Origin of the sequence: Pantoea sp. NPDC088449 (genome assembly GCF_044753225.1) — a bacterium.
In the GTDB taxonomy this organism is placed as follows: Bacteria; Pseudomonadota; Gammaproteobacteria; order Enterobacterales; family Enterobacteriaceae; genus Pantoea; species Pantoea floridensis.
The window spans coordinates 449,164-468,594 of record NZ_JBIVMT010000002.1 but is presented as its reverse complement, the minus strand read 5'-3'; the positions used below and the strand labels follow the sequence as shown (position 1 = coordinate 468,594).

Sequence of the window (19,431 nt, the reverse complement as noted above, 5' to 3'; positions counted from 1 at the left end):
TCATCCCCCATTTAATCAGCTTGAAAGCTTAGCTGTTATTCGGGAATCTGCGCGAGTGGGTCGCCATGAATGGCGACCCTACAGGCGTTACAGCGATGATGACTCAGTAGCAAATGGCGAACGAAAGTCGTTCAGTGCTTAGCTCATCGGCAGGTAACCACCGGTTACACGCTCGGGAAGGTCATGCTGCTGCCCGGCGCTTCACGATGAAGATGGATAAAGTTCAGGTGACGCTCATACTGATCGAGAATATCGAAAATCACCTGCTCTTTGTTGTAATCCATCAAATCGTTGCCCTGGCTGCCTTCCAGCAGGAAGGTTTCCAGGCGGTAATAGGTTGATTTACCGCTGCGCGCACGATAGGTAAAGCCCGGTACCGAGTACTGTTGTGGCCAAATCTGATAGACGAAATCCTGCTCTTCGCCCAGCAGCACGCGCAGGTCCAGATGGCCCAGCGGCTGCCCTTCCTCCGGTTCCGCCCGCTCCAGCGACACGCGTCCACCGCGCAGTTCCAATTCTTTCGCCACGTCCTGCATCGCTGGATACAACACCTCTTCCATCATTTTCTGTGTATAGCGCGTGCCCGGGTAGTTCATCAGGCGCGATAAGCGCTTCTTCCAGCTCAGACGATCGTTGCTGGCCGGAATATACGGCGCAGTGTCGCGGCTGGCGCTGGCGCGGCGATGATCTTCCACCTTCAGCGATTTATACAAGCCGGCCATCACAAAGAAGATCACGAAACTGAACGGTAAGCCCATGATCACCGTGGCGTTCTGCAAGGCAGAAATGCCGTTGGTCATCAGCATGCCCATGGTCAGCACACCAATCGCTATCGACCAGAAAATACGCAGCCAGTTTGGTGCATCGCTGTTGATGTCTTTCAGCTTCGAGGTGAAGTTACCCAGCACCAGCGAGCCTGAATCAGCAGACGTAACATAGAACAGCATACCGGTGATGGTGGCAACGGAAGCACTGAACTTAAAGGCGGGATACTGCGCCAGCAGACTGTAGAAACCGCGTTCGGCATGCGCCATCACTTCCTGCGCAAAACCTGCATCACCGTGAATGATTTCGTACAGCGCCGCGTTACCGAACACTGACAGCCACAGCAGCGTAAAGGTGAAGGGGATGATCAGCGTACCTAATACGAACTCACGAATGGTACGGCCGCGTGAAATACGCGCAAGGAACAGGCCAACAAACGGTGACCATGCAACCCACCATGCCCAGAAGAACAGCGTCCAGCTATTCATCCACTCTCTTGGCTGGTCAAAGGCAAAGGTGTTGAGCGTCATGCCCATAAAGCGATTGACGTAATCCCCCACGTTCAGCACCAGCGCATTAAGCAGGAAGTCCGTTTTGCCCATAAACAACACGAACAGGATCAATCCCAGCGCCAGCGCGACGTTGAGTTCCGAAAGAATACGGATCCCTTTATCTACGCCGGAGGTGACTGAAATGGTCGCGATAATCACCGACAGCACAATCAACGCCGCCTGCGCGGTGAAGCCTTCCGGCACATCAAACAGTACATTAAGACCGTAGTTAAGCTGCACCACACCAATACCCAAGGTGGTGGCGATACCAAAGATGGTGCCGATTACCGCGGCGATATCTACCGTGTGACCAATCGGACCATTAATGCGCTTACCGAATATCGGATAGAGCGCGGAACGAATGGTGAGCGGCAGATTGTAGCGATAGCTAAAGTAGCCGAGTGCGATCCCCATTAACGCGTACATAGACCAGCCGGTCACGCCATAGTGAAACAGCGTCCACACCATTGCCTGACGCGCCGCTTCCATGGTCTGCCCTGCACCTTCCGGCGGCTGCATATATTGGGTAACCGGTTCGGCTACCGAGAAGAACATCAGGTCTATACCAATGCCGGCCGCGAACAGCATTGCCGACCAGCTCAGTAAGCTGAATTCGGGTTTGGATTGCTCAGGCCCGAGCTTGATTGCGCCGTAGCGGGAACACGCCATGTAAATGACGAACACGATGTACAGCGTGGCAGCGAGCATGTAGTACCAGCCAAACGTGGAGGTGACCCAATTGACGGCGGTCTGAATCCAGCTGGCCGCTAATTCGCTGTAAAAAATCGTGACAAGTGAAAACGTCAGAATCAGTCCGGCGGAGGTGTAAAACACCACAGGATTGATTCTGTCTTTTTCACTGGCAGGTGGATTAATCATCGATTACCTCTGGTTAATTTCCTGTAATTCATGCCAATAAAGCCCGATTTGGTCGCAATGAATGGCGATCCTACGCGGGAAAATGCGGTTTCCGTAGGGTTTGCATTAATGCGCACCTGCTAAGTTCCTTTCAACTAACCGCTCCGTTTCTGTAACAAATCAAGCACAGCATCCTAACAAATTTCTTTTTTATATTGAACGTGCAATCAAAAAAAGTTTTAATAGTGTCCTTACATTGCGGTGGAGCTGGAGCGTTATGCCAAAGGTGGGAATGCAGCCGATACGTCGTCGGCAACTGATTGATGCGACCCTGAGTACCATTAATGAAGTCGGGATCAACGACGCCACCATCGTGCAAATAGCACGACGTGCCGGCGTATCGACAGGCATCATCAGCCACTACTTCAAAGACAAGAACGGTCTGTTAGAAGCCACCATGCGCGACGTTACCCGTCAGTTGCGCGATGCCGTGGCGGCACGATTGAAGCCGCTGGCCGACGCCAGTACCGAAGCGCGCCTGCTGGCGATTGTGGAAGGCAATTTTGATGATTCGCAGGTGCACAGCGCCGCGATGAAAGCCTGGCTGGATTTTTGGGCCAGCAGCATGCATCAGCCACAGCTAGGGCGACTGGAACGCGTTAGCAGCCGTCGACTGTTTTCCACACTCGCGGCTGAATTTCGCCGCGTGATTCCGCGCGAAAAGGCTCGCCTGGCGGCACATGGTCTCGCCTCGTTGATCGATGGCCTATGGCTGCGCGCCGCGCTAAGCGGTAAACCGTTCGATTTGGATATCGCCAGAACGCTCACCACCCAATTCATTCGTCAGCAGCTGGCTGACCAGAATCACTGAGGAAGGAGAAATCATGTCCCGATTCACCGAGCAACACCTTTATATTGATGGCGCACGAGTTCCCGCTGCGGCAGGCAACACCTTTCAGACCATCAACCCGGCCAACGGCGAAGTACTCGCTGAAGTGCACGAGGCCGAGCGCGCGGATGTTGATCGCGCTGTCGCCGCGGCAAAAAAAGGCCAAAAAGTCTGGGCGGCGATGACCGCGATGGAACGCTCGCGCATTTTGCGTCGTGCGGTGGATATTCTGCGTGAACGCAATGATGAACTGGCCGCACTGGAAACCCTCGACACCGGCAAGCCGCTCAGCGAAACCCAGTATGTTGATATCGTCACCGGCGCCGACGTTCTGGAATACTACGCCGGGTTGATTCCCGCGCTTGAAGGCCAGCAAATCCCGCTGCGCGATACTTCTTTCGTCTATACCCGCCGTGAACCGCTGGGCGTGGTTGCCGGTATTGGCGCGTGGAACTACCCGATTCAGATTGCCTTGTGGAAATCGGCGCCAGCGCTGGCTGCCGGTAACGCGATGATCTTCAAACCAAGTGAAGTCACGCCGCTGACCGCGCTGAAACTGGCAGAAATCTACACCGAAGCCGGCGTGCCAGACGGTGTGTTTAACGTGGTGAACGGTCGCGGCTCCGTCACCGGGCAGCTGCTGACCGATCATCCGGGCATCGATAAAGTCTCCTTCACCGGCGGCGTGGCGAGCGGTAAGAAAGTGATGGCTAACGCGGCTGGTTCGACGCTAAAAGACGTCACCATGGAACTGGGCGGTAAATCACCGCTGATCATCTTCGATGATGCGGATCTCGATCTCGCTGCCGATATCGCCATGATGGCGAACTTCTACAGCTCCGGCCAGGTTTGCACCAACGGCACGCGCGTGTTCATCCCTGCCAAATTGCAGTCTGCGTTTGAAATAAAAATTACCGAGCGCGTGGCGCGCATTAAAGCGGGAGACCTGAACGATCCGGACACTAATTTTGGTCCACTGGTGAGCTTCCCCCATCGCGACAACGTCATGCGCTATATCGAATCAGGTATTAGCGAAGGCGCGCGTCTGCTGTGCGGCGGTAAACGCCTGAGCGGCGCAGCATTCGACCATGGTGCATGGGTGGAACCGACCGTGTTCACCGATTGCCGCGATGAGATGACCATCGTGCGCGAAGAGATTTTTGGCCCGGTGATGTCAATTCTGACTTACGAAAGCGAAGACGAAGTAGTACGTCGCGCCAACGCGACCGATTTTGGTTTGGCGGCCGGTGTGGTGACGCAAGATCTTAACCGCGCGCACCGCGTAATTCACCAGATTGAAGCGGGCATTTGCTGGATCAACACCTGGGGAGAATCCGCCGCTGAAATGCCGGTGGGTGGCTATAAGCACTCCGGCGTGGGCCGCGAAAACGGCCTGATGACGCTGCAGAATTACACCCAGGTGAAATCTGTTCAGCTCGAAATGACCCGTTTTCAGTCCGTATTTTAATTTTGGCTTTTAACCTGAGGAACGACTAATGGAATTTGATTACATCATTATCGGAGCCGGATCCGCAGGGAACGTTTTGGCAACAAGACTGACCGAAGATAGCAGCGTCAATGTGCTGCTTTTAGAGGCGGGTGGCCCAGACTACCGCTTCGACTTTCGCACGCAGATGCCTGCGGCGCTGGCTTTCCCTTTGCAGGGAAAACGCTACAACTGGGCATATGAAACGGAACCTGAGCCATACATGAACAACCGCCGAATGGAGTGCGGGCGCGGCAAGGGTTTAGGCGGTTCATCGCTGATCAACGGCATGTGTTACATCCGTGGTAACGCCATGGACCTGGACAACTGGGCGAAGGAACCTGGCCTCGAGAGCTGGAGCTATCTCAACTGTCTGCCCTACTATCGCAAATCCGAAACGCGCGATATCGGTGCCAACGATTATCATGGCGGCGAAGGCCCGGTGAGCATTACCACCTGTAAACCCGGTAACAATCCTCTGTTTGCAGCGATGATTGAAGCGGGCGTTCAGGCAGGTTATCCGCGCACTGACGATCTCAACGGCTATCAGCAGGAAGGCTTTGGTCCAATGGACCGCTTTGTCACGCCGAAAGGCCGCCGTTCCAGCACCGCGCGCGGCTATCTCGATACCGCGAAAACGCGTCCGAACCTGAAGATCATCACGCATGCCACCACCGATCGCATTCTGTTTGACGGTAAACGCGCCATTGGCGTGCAGTATCTGCTGGGTTCCAGCAACACCTCGCATAAAGTCGAGGCGCGTCGTGAAGTGCTACTTTGCGCCGGTGCCATTGCTTCGCCGCAGATTCTGCAGCGTTCTGGCGTCGGTTCGGCAGCGTTGCTAAAACAGTTTGATATTCCGTTGGTGCATGATTTGCCAGGCGTGGGCGAGAACCTGCAGGATCACCTCGAAATGTACCTGCAATATGAGTGCAAAGAGCCGGTTTCGCTTTATCCGGCACTGAAGTGGTGGAACCAGCCGAAAATTGGCGCGGAGTGGCTGTTTAACGGCACCGGCGTTGGCGCCAGTAATCACTTCGAAGGCGGCGGCTTTATCCGCAGCCGCGAAGAGTTTACCTGGCCGAATATTCAGTATCACTTCCTGCCAGTAGCGATTAACTACAACGGCTCGAATGCAGTGGAAGCGCACGGATTCCAGTGCCACGTTGGCTCCATGCGCTCACCAAGTCGCGGCCATGTACGCCTGAAATCACGCGATCCACGTCGCGATCCGGCGATTCTGTTCAACTACATGTCACATGAGCAGGATTGGCATGAGTTCCGCGATGCCATTCGCATCACACGTCAAATCATTAATCAACCGGCACTGGATAAGTATCGTGGCAAAGAGATCAGCCCAGGGCTGGATTGCCAGACCGATGAACAGCTGGATGAGTTTGTGCGTAACCACGGCGAAACCGCTTATCACCCGTGCGGCACCTGTAAGATGGGTAACGACGAGATGTCGGTGGTTGATGGCGAAGGTCGCGTGCACGGCATTGAAGCACTGCGCGTTGTCGATGCCTCGATTATGCCGTTAATCATCACCGGCAATCTCAACGCTACCACCATCATGATTGGTGAAAAAATCGCGGATAACATTCGTGGTCGCCAGCCGCTGCCGCGCAGCGAAGCGGATTACTTTGTCGCCGGCGATAAACCGGTACGCGCTGAACCGATGCGCGGATAACTACGCCATTCGCAGGGTAACGTTCTGTTACCCTGCCCTTTTACTCCATATATCGATAATAAGCTGCCATGGCTGGTGGCGCAGGATCGCCAGGTCGCCAAACCTATCACTTCGCAATACCACTATTACGGTTCGGATAGATATGAAGTTGACGCTAATACAGCGCTGCCGCTGTTGGCCGGACATCCCGCTGTTTTCTGGCAAGATGCGCCGGATGTCCGCATCGATATTGAGTTAGGACAAATCCAGCTCTCGATCACCGAAAAGAACGACCAGCTTGTCTTAGGCTCAGCCCGAGTTTCGATAGCCGCGATCAGGTCGTCATGGTCAATGAAACGCCGACCCGATTAGTCGCCTATGCGGTGAACGAAGCACACAGAAAAATTGCCGCGGTACTCGGTGAAAAGCTGCGAATTCCCGCAACCATAACCGTAAACGTCAGCTGGCAGCGGACTTACTGGCAGGCAGTGATAGTGTGGGGAAAATGAATACCGAAACATTGTTGTCGGTGTTGCGTGGAGATTAAACACGCCATAACACAAACATTAATCTGGCTGCATTTATTTCAGTGCAGTCATTAATATTCGTTATTACTGAGACCAATCTTGTAGATCGAGGCCTGCAACACGAATGAATTCTCGCGTATTATTGGTGACTAAAATAGTATTTGTCGCAATCGCATGCCCAGCAATTGCCGCATCATTAGGTCCTATCGGCGTACCGGTAGCAGCAAGCGCCATTTTCACTTGAGTGGTGGCATCAACTGCCGCACGGTCCCATGGCAAAACAGCATCAAGTCGAGTCACAAACGCTTCAACTAACGAGAGGTGTTTCGAAGAGGTTTTTTTGCCAATCGCGCCAAAGCGCATTTCGGCATAAGTGATAGCCGATACCACAATACGATCGCGTCGCATAACACATTGCGTTAACTTCTCAATCACCGCTTCCGGCTGCTCACGCATAATAAATGAGCATATATTGGTATCTAGCATATAGGTTTTCATCAAAGTTCAAACCGCCCTTCCTGAATCACGTCCTCCCTCTCACTCAAGAAGTCAGGCTCTGCCTTTTCTTCCAACAAGTAAGAATCCCAACTCGGTTTGACCGGACGCAGGATTAGCATGTCCCCTTCACGAATAATTTCGAGTTCGTTGACACCTTCAAAGTCCATGTCGCGCGGCAAACGGATAGCGCGATTGTTGCCATTTTTGAATACAGATACAGTACGCATGAGTTTCCTCCACAATGCACATATGTGAAGCATACGCATATGCTTGACCTATGCCTATATTCTGTTGATTGATTTTCACACTCCCGCATCAACATAAAGTCCCTGAATAAAGACCACAGCAATATCGCTAAAGCCCGGATCAAAAAACCACATCAAAGTATGTTGTAACTATAAACGTTAAATTCCCTCGTCGCATTTGGTAATACAAAGCCGCGCCCTCCTGCTGATTTTTCTGCTTCAATAAATCACCCATTTCATGAGGATCTACCATGAATCGCCGCCATTTTTTATCCTGCCTTTCGCTTTCGGCGCTGGCCATACGCAGCGGGATGACGTTTGCTGCAGCCACGCATGTCACAACGACAATTTTACCACTTTGGCCTGATTTGCCGCCCGGCGGCGGCGGCCCTGCTGGCAAGGTGGTGATCTCAGACAAAGGCGCGCAGCGCAATATTGCACAGCCCACGCTTACGGTATTAACCCCTGCTAAGCCCAATGGCAGCGCGGTATTAGTTGCCGCCGGCGGTGGCTACACGCGCATAGAAATGGGTAAAGAGGCCTGGCCCGCCGCCCGATGGCTGACCGCGCGCGGTTATACCGCCTATGTGCTGAGCTATCGTTTGCCTCATGAAGGCTGGAAAGATGGCGCGACAGTTTCATTGCAGGATGCACAGCGCGCGTTGCGCATAGTACGGCAGCGTGAAAAGCATGTCAGCGTGCTGGGATTCTCGGCCGGTGGGCACCTGCTCGGCATGGCAGCGACACGACCGGACTTCCGTTCTTATAAGGTCACGGATGCGCTGGATAATCAGCCCGCGACCGCCGACCGCGCGGCGCTCATCTATCCGATCATCACGCTGGAGCGGCCCTATACACACACTTCAACGCACAAGATTCTGGTCGGCAACAATGCGACCGCAAGCGAAGATGCACGTTGGTCCGTGCAGCAATTTGTGAATCCGCACTCGCCGCCCTTCTTTCTGGTGCAGGCTAAGGATGATCCGATCTCTGATCCACACAACACGCTGATCATGGCCGATGCTTGTCAGCAGCAGCATGTTCCGGTTGAGATGCATCGTTACAGCAGTGGCGGACATGGCTTTGGCATGGGCAGGCCCGGCACACCCACCGTGGCGTGGCCGGAGCACTATGAAAATTGGTTGCAACGTTAACGCATCGTAGCCAGCTGCTCGCTGGCAAATCCCGCCAGCAAAGTCTGCGAAGTGGCCACCGCACCAAAAATCCCGCCCTGCATATGGATCATACTGAGCGCCGCTTCATGATGTTTTAACTCAGTAGCGGCGCAGCAATCGGCCAGCACCAGGCACTCAAAACCGCGATCGTTAGCTTCGCGCAGTGTGGTATGCACGCAAACATCGGTGGTGATACCGCTGATAATCAGATTACGAATACCGCGACTGCGTAAGATCAACTCCAAATCGGTGGCGTAAAATGAGCCTTTGCCCGGTTTATCGATGATGATTTCACCCGGCAGCGGCGCCAGTTCCGGAATGATTTCCCAGCCCGGTTCACCACGCACCAGAATGCGGCCGCACGGACCAGGCGCGCCAATTTCTGCCTGCATCCGCTTAGAACGCCAACGCTTATTCGCGGGCAAATCGCTGAGATCAGGGCGATGACCTTCGCGGGTATGAATGATCGGGAATCCCCATTCACGCATCGTTGCCAGCACGCGTTGCAGTGGCGCAATGGGCGCACGCGTTAAGGCGATATCGTAACCCATGCTATCCACATAACCGCCCTTGCCGCAGAAATCAGTCTGCATATCAATGACGATCAGCGCGGTATCGCGCGGGCTGCAGCGGCCGTCATACGGCCATGAGTAAGGGGTTGAATCAATAGCGAAATCAGGCATTTTTTTCCTCCATCACATTGATTGCGTTCTCACGCTTAAATTTAACAATCAGCGTATAGCTAGCGGCGGCAGTAACCAGACCAATCACCGCTTCACCAAATTGTGGAAATGCAACATGTGCAATCACCGCACACAAGCTGCCTATTGCCCAGGCCGCGAAGGCGCTGCCTCGTAAACGACGTGATTTACGCTGCTCGCTGACTTTTGCCATGAAGATCAGGTCGACAATCATCACCGCGCCAAATGGCGGCACCACAATACCTAACAAGCTGAGCCACTCGAGGAAATAAGACCACACCCCAGCAAGCGCAAGCGCCCCGCCGATGACGCCAAGGATCACCGTCCACAAGCGCATTTTGCTGCTGAAAAGGTGGCTAAAGCCGACCGCACCGTTATAAAGGCAATGCGTGCACACGGAACCAAGGTTGATGAATACGAAAAGGAAGGCAATGACCGAGAGCAACATGCCATGCCCCATCATCATCGGCAGGAAGTTACCGCCGTTGCTCGCCGGGTCCACCGCCGCACCAACGGCTACAATCACCACACCAAACAGATAAGAGATAACATTCGCTAGCGGAAAAGCAGAGAACGCAGCAATCACCGCCGATTTCCCATCTTTCGACCAGCGAGTGAAATCAGCGGTCATGGTGCCTGAATCGGCAAAACCGGCCACCACCATAGTAACTGCCGTACCCATGCTCATTGCGCCGACCGCACTGGCACTCCCCTTAAACTGGGTAACGGTGCTGAAATCGTGATCCTGACCAATCAGCCATAGTGCCACCACTCCCAGAATCACAAACAGCGGAGCGGCAATCAGACCCAGCACCGACAACGCCCGCACGCCCAGGAAAGTAATGGCGGTGTACAACACCATCGCAAACGCCGTTACTGCCAGCGCGTTCCAGCCAAAAGTTTGATTGATCACCGTACCGGTTAGGCCGGTCTGGAAGGCATACCAGCCAATAACCACGGTAGAAAGAAAACCTGACACCAGAATGTAGCCTTTGGTGCCGAAGGTGCGCTTCGCCTGCAGCGCAAAGTTCATACCGGTGTTACCCGCAAACCAGCTTAGCGCGCCGACGTAAGCAAACAGCACCAGATTACCCAGCAAAATCGCTATCAATGCCGGCCAAAAACCGAGATGCCAGGTGATGATGCCGCCGAATAGCGCATTGGTGAGGATCATCGGAAAACCGAACCACACCGCAGAGACCGAGCCGGTTGAATGGCGATGGCTAAGCGGCACCGGCTCGTGTTCGAACTCCTGCTCAAGAGCAGGTGAATTTTTGTTAGTCATGGGTAACTCCGAATGAACAGGCGATGTGATTCCAGGGTTGAATGCGCTCGAATGCGGCACTTGCCGCCAGCACCAGGCCATCGTCCAGATGACGACCCACAATTTGCATGCCAATCGGCAATCCGCTGGCGGTGAAGCCCGCCGGCACAGACGCCGCCGGTTGGCCGGTAAAGTTGAAGGGGAAACAGAACGACAGCCAGTGATCGCTACGCACCATGCGGCCATCAATCACCTCCGGCCCCTGCATGTTGAGCGGGAATGGTGGTACCGCCAGCGTCGGCGAAAGCAGCAGATCGTAGCGCTGCATAAAGCGCCACATCTGATTGCACAGTTTTTTACGCGTGGTGTTGGCATCGGTGAAGTTTTCCGCGCGCCAGTCGCGCTGAAGCATGGCGGCAAGGTGCGGCGACATCCGCGATCCGAGCGCTGTTTGCATCTGACGCATGCCCGCCAAATCGCTTTCAAATGCCACCAGCGCAGCAAAGGTGGCACTTTCGTCGGCGATACCCGGATCGACCTCTTCCAGTTCAGCGCCCAGTTCACGGGCAAAACGTCGCGCCGCCTGAGTGACAACGTCACGCACTTCGGGATCGACGGCGATATAGCCAAAATCAGCGCTAAAGGCGATGCGCAGGCCGTCAAGCGGTTTATTCAGCGCCGTTAGCCAGTCGACGTCATTACAGGGAATGGAATGGCGATCGCGCATATCCGGTCCCGCCATCACCGACATCATGAGCGCGCTGTCACGCACGGTACGCGTCATTGGCCCAATATGCTCCAGCGATTCCCAGCTGGAGACGCCGGGATAACGCTCGTCACGACAGCCTGGCCACAGCGGTACGCGCCCCATCGACGCTTTCAGCCCGTACACGCCACAGTGCGCAGCGGGAATGCGCACCGAACCGCCGCCGTCGCTGCCTAACGCCATGGGACATAAGCGCGCTGCCAGTGCCGCTCCGGAACCGGCACTTGAACCGCCCGGCGTTTTACTGAGATCCCACGGATTGCGTGGTGAAGGAAACAGCGGATTGTGCCCAACCCCGCTGTAGCCGAATTCTGGCGCCGTGGTTTTACCCAGCAGCACCGCATCAGCGGCCAGCAGGCGTTCCACGGTGATGTCATCCTCTTGCGGAACAAAGTCGGCATAGGCCGCAGATCCGGAAGTGGTTTTTACCCCAGCGGTACAGATCAGATCTTTCACCGCCAGCGGCACGCCAGCCAGCGCACCCAACGTTTCGCCGCGCCTGCGCCTGGCGTCAATCGCCGTCGCCTGCTGCAGCGCCAACTCTGGCGTTGCGGTGCAAAACGCCTTAATGAGTGGCTCGCGCTGTTCCATGCGATCAATAGCTGCTTGCGTCAGCTCACGCGCCGAAAGCTCGCCGCGATGAACTAATGCCGCGAGCGTGGTGGCATCCTCATCCAACAGTGCATCAAACATGTGAATACTCCCGATGTAGAACTTATCGGGGATAGTGCAGATTACGTGCCAATACTTTCCAGAAAGCGCGAGGCGTGAAGCAAAGCCAGATGGGATACGGACTTGGATACAAGATCGAATACTTATGCATCTTTACGCAGCAAAGCGAAAGGATAAAAGCACGATAATGGCGCAGAGATGCGCCATTATGGCGTTCGCCGTGTTATGACTGATCTGCTACCTGTATTAACTCAGATAGCACCTGTTCGATCAGCTCAACAATGTGTCGGACTCTCAGGGGGATAAAGCGCGCGTCGGGAAATACCGCATACAGAAATCTGTCAGGTAACCGATATTCCGGCACAATTCGTCTCAGCGAACCGGCTTTTAACGCTTTGGCTACCAGCGGTAACTGCATGCCACCAACACCAATGTTCGCTTGAAGCGCCTGCAATAATCCCTCACTGCTATTGGCACGGAACACGGTATCCACCGCCAGCGTCACCGCTTTGGAATCGGAAATCAGACGCAGCGGCGCGTCTTTAGGAATTGCGCTAAAGCGAACGTGGGGATGAGAGGCAAGCTGCGCCAGGGTAGTAATCGGGGTTTCCCGCACCCGCTCTGGCGCAGCGAAAAGCGGCGTTTCAATGCGTGCTAGCACTCGCGCGGCAAACCTGTCGGGTGGTGTTTCACTTAAACGCAGGGCAACGTCAACACCTTCACTCACCAGTTCTGCAATGCGATCGTCTAGCGCAATCGTGAGGTGTAGTTGTGGATGCCGCTGCTGTAAGGCCAGCAAGTGCGGCAAAAACAACTGGCCTAATCCGCTGGGCAACTGGATATGCACGTTGCCCTGTAGTGCCGACTGCTGCGAACGCAGCTGGCTTTCCGCCTCCTGCATTGCAGCAAGCAGTGGCCGCATCTGCTGTAAATAGCACTCGCCCTGCTCGGTTAATGCCATGGCACGCGTAGTGCGATGCAGCAACACCACACCGAGTTCTTCTTCTAACGCGGCGATTTGCTGGCTAACGGCCGATTGTTTCATTCCGGTCTGTCGCGCCGCGGCAGAAAAGGAACCCGCCTCAGCAACCCGCACAAAAGTATTGATAGCATTGAGCTTATTATTCATTTAGTGATTTTTTTAATAAGTTTCATCGGATTTGTGGGATATCAGCTTTTAAAATAATAGATAACACTGTGGTTGTCTTGTATTCAGGAGAAGCAAAATGGCACAAACACAGGGTAAAAAGGTCGCGCTGGTGGCCGGAGCAACCGGTATTGTCGGCAGCCAATTGATAAAAACGCTACGCGAACAGCAGTGGCAAGTCATTGGTCTTACACGTCAGCCAGCAGCACACAGTGATGATATTCCGCTGATCAACGCAAATTTGCTGGATGCGCAACAGAGCGCACACGCATTGGCACCGCTTAACCAGGTTACGCATATTTTCTATAGCGCCTGGCTGAATGCAGCAAGCTGGCGGGAAATGGTTGAGCCTAATGTCACTATGCTGCGTAATCTGGTCAGTAATATGGAGAACATCGCGCCGCTACGCAGCGTCAGTTTGATGCAGGGTTATAAAGTTTACGGTGCACATTTGGGCCCCTTCAAAACCCCCGCGCGTGAAAGCGATGCTGGCGTGGCGGGCGCAGAATTTAATGCGGAACAGCTTCGCTGGCTGAGCGATTTTCAACGTGGCAAATCCTGGCACTGGCATGCTCTGCGCCCGGGCGTGGTAGGCAGCCCGGTACCGGGTAATGCCATGAATCTGGCATTGAGCATCGCGATCTACGCTTCGCTGTGTAAATCTCAACGTTTGCCGTTGCGCTTTCCCGGATCGTTACAAACCTGGCATAGCATGGTGGATCATACTGATGCCGAACTGCTCGCTCAGGCCACGCTGTGGGCTGCCGACGCGCCCGCTGCACATAATCAGGCCTTCAATGTGAATAACGGTGATTTATGGCGCTGGAGCGAACTCTGGCCTGCTATTGCTCGCTGGTTTGAACTGGAAACCGCGCCCGCAGTGAAGTTATCGTTTCATCAACTGTTTCATGATTACCGCGATCTCTGGCGCGGCATCGCTGAACAACATCAGCTCAGCGAACCAGATATCTTACGATTAAATGATGGCCACTTTGCCGATTTTGTCTTTAGCTGGGATTACGACATGTTTGGCGATGGCAGTAAGCTGCGCCGCGCGGGCTTCACTGCTTTTCAGGCGACAGATGAGATGTTCTTTAGCCTATTTGCTCAGCTACGTACGGCACGCATCATTCCGTAAACTTTCATATCCCGGCCCCGCCAATCGCTATATAATTCCTTGCATAACGAAGCAAGGAGCTTTTATGAAGATGATCTACGGCCGGCTGATTCTCGCCGGCTTACTTACTTTTACCTCTCTTCACAGCTATGCCAGCCGCGTGGTAACCGATCAGATAGGTCGCCAGGTGACTATCCCGGATGAGGTCGATCGCGTTGTGGTATTGCAACATCAAACCTTAAATCTACTCGTGCAGCTGAATGCGACGGATAAAATTGTTGGTATTCTGGCGAACTGGAAACAGCAGTTAGGCGATAGCTATGCCCAACTGGTACCGGAGTTAACCCATAAAGCGATGTTGGGTGACTTGACTCACGTTGATCTCGAACAGCTGGTGGCGCTGCATCCGCAGGTGGTGTTTGTCACTAACTATGCGCCGAAGGAGATGATCGACCAGATCTCCGCCCTCGGGATTCCAGTGTTGGCGATTTCGCTTCGCCACGACGACGCGGGCCAGCAAGGCAAAATCAATCCCACTATGCAAAATGAAGATCAGGCTTACGAGCGCGGCATTAAAGAAGGTATTACGCTGATTGGCGATGTGGTAAACAGGCCTGAGCAGGCGCAGGCGTTGATTGATGCCGCTTTCGCCGGGCGTAAGATGGTGAGCGATCGTCTAAAAAATATTCCTGAACAGCAGCGCGTACGTGCCTATATGGCGAACCCTGACCTCACCACTTACGGCTCGGGTAAATATACCGGCCTGATGATGGCGCATGCGGGGGCATTCAATGTCGCTGCTGCCACTGTGCAAGGTTTCAAACAGGTCAGCATGGAGCAGGTTGTGGCGTGGGATCCGCAGGTAATTTTCGTGCAGGACCGCTATCCACAGGTGGTGCAGGCGATCGAGCATGACCCACGCTGGCAAACCATTGACGCAGTGAAAAATCATCAAGTGTGGCTTATGCCGGAATACGCCAAGGCATGGGGCTATCCGATGCCAGAAGCGATGGGTTTAGGCGAGTTGTGGATGGCGAAAAAACTCTATCCGCAAAAATTCCACGATATCGACATGCAGCAGCAGGCTGACCGCTGGTATCAGCGCTTCTACCGGACACATTATCATGACAACGCTGCAAATTCTGGCAGCCGGTAGCCTGCGTGCGGTTTGGCCGGATCTAGAGAAACATTTCACCTCCCTTACCGGCCTCACGGTGACCACTGATTTTGCCCCGGCGGGACTGCTGCGTCAGCGCATTGAAGCGGGTGAACACTGTGACTTTTTTGCCTCCGCCAATATGTTGCACCCACAACGGTTATTGGCTCAGGGACGGGCTTGCGCCGTGGGCATATTTGCAGCGAATGCGCTTTGCCTGACGGTCAATCGTGACGTTGTCACGCAGGGTGATGACTGGTTAGCACTGCTGCGTCGGAATGATTTACGATTGGCGACCTCAACGCCGCATTGCGATCCGTCTGGCGATTACACCTGGCAGCTTTTTGATAATATCGAACGGCTTCATCATGGATTAGGTGAAAGAATAAGGCGGAAAGCGCGCCCTCTGGTTGGTGGAGCGGAGAGTTTAGCCTTGCCAGCCGGTGAACTGGCCGCCCAATGGCTGATTGAACATCATTATGCTGACACTTTTATTGGCTACGTCAGTTATGCACCACGCCTGCGCCGCTGCACAGGGCTACAGGTGTTTGATATTCCTGAGCCTTATAACGTACAAGCTGAATATGGCTGGGCATGTTGCTCACCCGCAGCGCAGCCTTTTGCTCAGTTTATTATGTCCGGGATGGCGCAACGCATCTTGCAGCAGCACGGCTTTCAACTAGCGCGTTAAGGATCGGTGGCCGAGTTTTTATTGCTCAGCACGCTGTGTAATTCGTTGCGCAACCCGTTTGCTGCCCTTCTGCAGGCGCTATAACGATTTCCCGGCTGCAACACGCGGCGCAGCAGGATGCTGTAATCCATCACTAAGCCTGGCGTCCAGGTCATACCTTCGGCACGGCTGCGTACCAGGCTTAATAGCCAAAAATCGGGATTAAATAGTACCCAAAGGCCTTTCAATCCTCGTTCCCCGAGCAAACCTTCGGTAGCCACATCCAGCGCCTGGATTACACTGGTTGAGCAGTTGCGTGAAGTGAGGTTATAACGTGTGTCAGCCGCGTTGCTGAGCCAGAAATTGCGCAGCGCTGCCTGATTGTAGTGCGCGAGCGTTAAACGTTTGTCAGGGCGGCACCATGCTTTGATCTCTTTCTCCAGCGACGGCAGCAGAAAACCTTCCACATCAAACTCCTCCTTCGCACGCAACGTTTTGATAAATCCAGTAAAAGTACGTGAAACATCATCAGCAGGATAGAGGCTAATATATATCTCATCGCCCATTTCCAGCGAGGTATGCCCGGTGGAGACCTCACCACGATGGTCAATTGCAGCAACCCATCGGTCAAACCAGGGTCGACGTCCTGCTACTTCACCCGACCCCATTGGCGTCCAGATATAGATGTTCAACGGAACACTCACCGGTTGGTGGTTCAAAGGGGGATGCACGTATCCCAAGCCGTGAGGCGCACGCAACCCTTTACGCGTGAAGATCGGCAATGCGGTCACGCTGGTGTTGGCGGGTAAGGCATGAATTTGCGTCGCCATAAACAGCAAATTGATTCCCCATCCCGTCAGCAAAAGCGCAAAACACACGGGCACAATAACGTGTGGCGAGAGCGGCCAATCCATAGCAATCAATACGCTAAACAGCATCTCGGCACAGCCCAGCGTCAACTTGCGCGTCCAGCGACGACAGCGCATCAGGCAACACGAGATGATGCGAAAACCACCATCCAGTAAAAAGGCGGCGGCAAAGGCTAGCGAAATACAGACACCGCTCTCTTGCGGCACCAAGAACACCGCTACGCCGAGCAGCATCAGCACTGCGGATTTCACCAGTGACGGCCAGGCAATGCCAGCGGGCGCATAAATAGCGCGTAACGCTTCGGCTATGCCTTCCACGGTCAGGAACAGACCTAATGCGTGCAGCGGAAAAGAGACGCGTCCATGCTGCATTAAATCAATGACGATGCCACCACTCGCGACAATACAGAGCACGCCCAGGCCAGCGAGATAAGCCCAGCCGGACCGCAATGCTGATCCACCCATCAGAAGAAACAGTAATCGCAACAAAGAAACACTCCAGCGCTTAATTCATAGCTCAGTACGCTCTGTAGACGCGGGTGTTTAACAGGAGTTCTGTTGCCACCCTTCTATCCTGACTTCGTTTACTGATGGTTGTAACTGTGAAGGCACTGTACGCGGTGAAGCTTAAAATTGGCTTAACGATCGTGAAAGTTGCGGACTATCATCGCTGTCCTATCTAAAGCGTTTAAATGGCAATGGCTACCAGCACCGCGCACAAAAGCAGTACATAAACGCGCGCATGCCATATATCCGCCACCGCCGGGATGCATCGCCGTGCAAACAGAATCCCCATGAAACCAGCGATCACCAGTAGCAGCAAAATTTTCAGATTGATAAAACCCAGATAGCCGCTGGCGGGAATATGCTGCCAGCCGCTGATGGCGTAAGTGAGGGTGCCACAAATGGCGACCGGTAATGAGAGCGGATTGGCTGCGTTAACGCAGTCGCGCATCGCGTTGCCGTGTCGGCGCAATAGCGGCACGGTCATTACGCTGCCACCGACGCCCAACATTGCCGCTATAATGCCAATGATGCTCCCTCCCGCAATGGTGGTGAGATGTGATAACGCGCGCGGTTCCGTACGTCGAAAAAAACCTTTACGCAGCAGGCAGTCGCCGATGGTCACCACCATGTAAACCATAAAGAGTCGACGTATTCCGCTATCGCTTATCTGCCCGGCTAGCCATGAACCGATTACCGCCCCCAAAGCAATAAACCATAACAGCGGTAATAGCGTGGTTTTATTCAGTTTGCCTGCCTGCCAGTTTTGGTAGCTGGCCCAGCCGGCATTAAAAATCATTACTGCCGTGGAGGTCGCCACCGCGATGTGCATCGCATTGGCAGCCAGCGGGGGCTGCTGCATCAACAGCTGATAGACAAAAGGCACCACCACAAAACCACCGCCGAAACCAAACAACACCGTGGTGATGCCGGTGGTAAATCCCGCCAGCGCAATAATCAACAAATCGCTCATCTTGTTTCCCTGCATCGCAAAAGAGCTTCGCAGCTTACGCAGTAAACTGCCCGCTTCCCATTTGTGCAGCGCTCAATTACTCTTGCAAACCGGTCAATCCTGGGCGGGTGTGTGAAATGCGCAACAGTCATATCGATCAATACGATCATTTGGATCGCGAGGTGGTTGCGCTCGGTAACCACTATGCGCAAGGATTTGTGCTGCCAGAACATCGCCATCGTCGTGCACAGCTGTTATATGGCGCGACGGGATTGATGCACGTTACCACCCAATCAGGAGAATGGGTGGTGCCGCCTCAGCATGCCGTGTGGATTCCCCCTCATACCGCGCACAGCGTAAGGTTTGAGGGAGTTGCAACGCGTAGCATTTACATTGAACCGCACTGTGCAGCATCGCTACGTCATATCGATCGCTGCAGCGTGATCAGCGTGTCACCCTTGCTGCGCCAGCTGTTGATTGAAGCCGTTGATTTACCAGCGTTATATGCAAGCGAACGCGATCGAGCCTTAATAAAGTTACTGCTACTGGAGCTGGCGTCGATGCCGGCACGCGAATTTGATATCCCTTTGCCCCAGCATCCGGCATTGCTGGCACAGTGTCAGATTTTCCTGCAGGCGCCGACCATTCATGATGCAGCCGATCGCTGGGCCAAAGCGCTGTTTATGAGTTCGAGTACCTTTCGCCGCCAATTTCTGCAGCAAACCGGATTGTCATTTTCCGCCTGGCGACAGCGCGCCTGTGTGGTCACGGCACTTGCGTTGCTGGTGGCGGGGAAATCAGTTAACGAGGTTGCGCTGTCCCTCGGCTATGACAGCAGCTCATCATTTTCCACCATGTTTCGCCGCGTAACGGGCCAGGTGCCATCATTTTATTGCGGCCGACGCTGAGCAAAATTCCATCACACCCTGGCGATTTCAGGCTGAAAATGC

18 protein-coding genes are annotated in these 19,431 nt (G+C 54.2%); 9 read left to right on the top strand and 9 right to left on the bottom strand.

The features are described 5' to 3' along the window. Window positions 1-164: 164 nt before the first annotated feature. Entirely contained in the window at window positions 165-2,195 is a 2,031-nt protein-coding gene (locus tag ACIP6T_RS13420) for a choline transporter (RefSeq protein ID WP_400457678.1), read from the bottom strand. 256 nt (window positions 2,196-2,451) lie between these two features. On the opposite strand from ACIP6T_RS13420, the gene betI reads away from it, so the two are divergent. The 4 genes from betI to ACIP6T_RS13400 all read left to right on the top strand — a co-directional run bounded on the left by betI (window position 2,452) and on the right by ACIP6T_RS13400 (window position 6,727). Next, window positions 2,452-3,045 (top strand): transcriptional regulator BetI, encoded by a 594-nt coding sequence (gene betI, locus ACIP6T_RS13415; protein ID WP_097097940.1) that lies wholly within the window; start codon window positions 2,452-2,454, stop codon window positions 3,043-3,045. Window positions 3,046-3,058: 13 nt separating this feature from the next. Next, complete coding sequence (betB, locus tag ACIP6T_RS13410; RefSeq protein ID WP_400457676.1) at window positions 3,059-4,531, top strand: betaine-aldehyde dehydrogenase; 1,473 nt, start codon at window positions 3,059-3,061, stop codon at window positions 4,529-4,531. A 28-nt stretch (window positions 4,532-4,559) separates the two neighbouring features. Beyond that, on the top strand, window positions 4,560-6,239 hold the full coding sequence (gene betA / locus ACIP6T_RS13405; protein ID WP_097097942.1) for a choline dehydrogenase: 1,680 nt from the start codon (window positions 4,560-4,562) through the stop codon (window positions 6,237-6,239). 323 nt (window positions 6,240-6,562) lie between these two features. Further along, the gene (locus ACIP6T_RS13400) at window positions 6,563-6,727 is read left to right on the top strand and encodes a hypothetical protein (protein ID WP_400457672.1); all 165 of its coding nucleotides are present in this window, start codon (window positions 6,563-6,565) and stop codon (window positions 6,725-6,727) included. Window positions 6,728-6,829: 102 nt separating this feature from the next. Here the strand turns inward: ACIP6T_RS13400 and ACIP6T_RS13395 are convergent, their stop codons facing one another. Together ACIP6T_RS13395 and vapB are read right to left on the bottom strand one after the other, a co-directional pair. After that, on the bottom strand, window positions 6,830-7,246 hold the full coding sequence (locus ACIP6T_RS13395) for a type II toxin-antitoxin system VapC family toxin (RefSeq protein WP_400457670.1): 417 nt from the start codon (window positions 7,244-7,246) through the stop codon (window positions 6,830-6,832). Next, a complete protein-coding gene (vapB, locus tag ACIP6T_RS13390; RefSeq protein ID WP_345830660.1) occupies window positions 7,243-7,470 on the bottom strand; it encodes a type II toxin-antitoxin system VapB family antitoxin in 228 nt (75 codons plus the stop codon). Before vapB ends, ACIP6T_RS13395 begins: the two co-directional genes overlap by 4 nt. A gap of 269 nt (window positions 7,471-7,739) precedes the next feature. Between vapB and ACIP6T_RS13385 the strand changes: the two genes are divergently transcribed. Beyond that, window positions 7,740-8,642, top strand: coding sequence for an alpha/beta hydrolase (locus ACIP6T_RS13385; RefSeq protein WP_400457667.1), 903 nt, complete (start codon window positions 7,740-7,742; stop codon window positions 8,640-8,642). Here the strand turns inward: ACIP6T_RS13385 and ACIP6T_RS13380 are convergent. The 4 genes from ACIP6T_RS13380 to ACIP6T_RS13365 form a co-directional block, all read right to left on the bottom strand. Further along, window positions 8,639-9,346, bottom strand: a complete 708-nt coding sequence (locus ACIP6T_RS13380; RefSeq protein WP_097097947.1) for a cysteine hydrolase family protein — start codon at window positions 9,344-9,346, stop codon at window positions 8,639-8,641. The genes ACIP6T_RS13385 and ACIP6T_RS13380 overlap by 4 nt on opposite strands. Then, window positions 9,339-10,649, bottom strand: coding sequence for a purine-cytosine permease family protein (locus ACIP6T_RS13375; protein ID WP_400457665.1), 1,311 nt, complete (start codon window positions 10,647-10,649; stop codon window positions 9,339-9,341). The genes ACIP6T_RS13380 and ACIP6T_RS13375 overlap by 8 nt, the downstream gene beginning before the upstream one ends. Then, window positions 10,642-12,087, bottom strand: a complete 1,446-nt coding sequence (locus ACIP6T_RS13370; RefSeq protein ID WP_400457663.1) for an amidase — start codon at window positions 12,085-12,087, stop codon at window positions 10,642-10,644. Before ACIP6T_RS13370 ends, ACIP6T_RS13375 begins: the two co-directional genes overlap by 8 nt. Before the next feature lie 202 nt (window positions 12,088-12,289). Then, on the bottom strand, window positions 12,290-13,195 hold the full coding sequence (locus tag ACIP6T_RS13365; protein ID WP_400457660.1) for a LysR family transcriptional regulator: 906 nt from the start codon (window positions 13,193-13,195) through the stop codon (window positions 12,290-12,292). Window positions 13,196-13,292: 97 nt separating this feature from the next. Between ACIP6T_RS13365 and ACIP6T_RS13360 the strand changes: the two genes are divergently transcribed. The 3 genes from ACIP6T_RS13360 (at window position 13,293) to ACIP6T_RS13350 (ending at window position 16,177) form a co-directional block, all read left to right on the top strand. After that, on the top strand, window positions 13,293-14,351 hold the full coding sequence (locus ACIP6T_RS13360; RefSeq protein ID WP_400457657.1) for an SDR family oxidoreductase: 1,059 nt from the start codon (window positions 13,293-13,295) through the stop codon (window positions 14,349-14,351). Between the two features lie 64 nt (window positions 14,352-14,415). Then, window positions 14,416-15,486 (top strand): ABC transporter substrate-binding protein, encoded by a 1,071-nt coding sequence (locus ACIP6T_RS13355; RefSeq protein ID WP_400457654.1) that lies wholly within the window; start codon window positions 14,416-14,418, stop codon window positions 15,484-15,486. Beyond that, window positions 15,455-16,177 carry a molybdate ABC transporter substrate-binding protein gene (locus ACIP6T_RS13350; protein WP_400457652.1) on the top strand — a complete coding sequence of 241 codons (723 nt, stop codon included), beginning with the start codon at window positions 15,455-15,457 and terminating at the stop codon, window positions 16,175-16,177. The genes ACIP6T_RS13355 and ACIP6T_RS13350 overlap by 32 nt, the downstream gene beginning before the upstream one ends. On the opposite strand, the gene ACIP6T_RS13345 is transcribed toward ACIP6T_RS13350, so the two are convergent. Both ACIP6T_RS13345 and ACIP6T_RS13340 read right to left on the bottom strand, forming a co-directional pair. Continuing rightward, window positions 16,174-17,514 carry an HdeD family acid-resistance protein gene (locus ACIP6T_RS13345; RefSeq protein WP_097097954.1) on the bottom strand — a complete coding sequence of 447 codons (1,341 nt, stop codon included), beginning with the start codon at window positions 17,512-17,514 and terminating at the stop codon, window positions 16,174-16,176. The two genes, ACIP6T_RS13350 and ACIP6T_RS13345, sit on opposite strands and share 4 nt — an antisense overlap. Before the next feature lie 199 nt (window positions 17,515-17,713). Further along, on the bottom strand, window positions 17,714-18,502 hold the full coding sequence (locus tag ACIP6T_RS13340) for a sulfite exporter TauE/SafE family protein (protein WP_345830646.1): 789 nt from the start codon (window positions 18,500-18,502) through the stop codon (window positions 17,714-17,716). Between the two features lie 116 nt (window positions 18,503-18,618). Between ACIP6T_RS13340 and ACIP6T_RS13335 the strand changes: the two genes are divergently transcribed. Further along, window positions 18,619-19,389, top strand: a complete 771-nt coding sequence (locus ACIP6T_RS13335; RefSeq protein ID WP_345830644.1) for a helix-turn-helix transcriptional regulator — start codon at window positions 18,619-18,621, stop codon at window positions 19,387-19,389. Window positions 19,390-19,431: the final 42 nt, after the last annotated feature.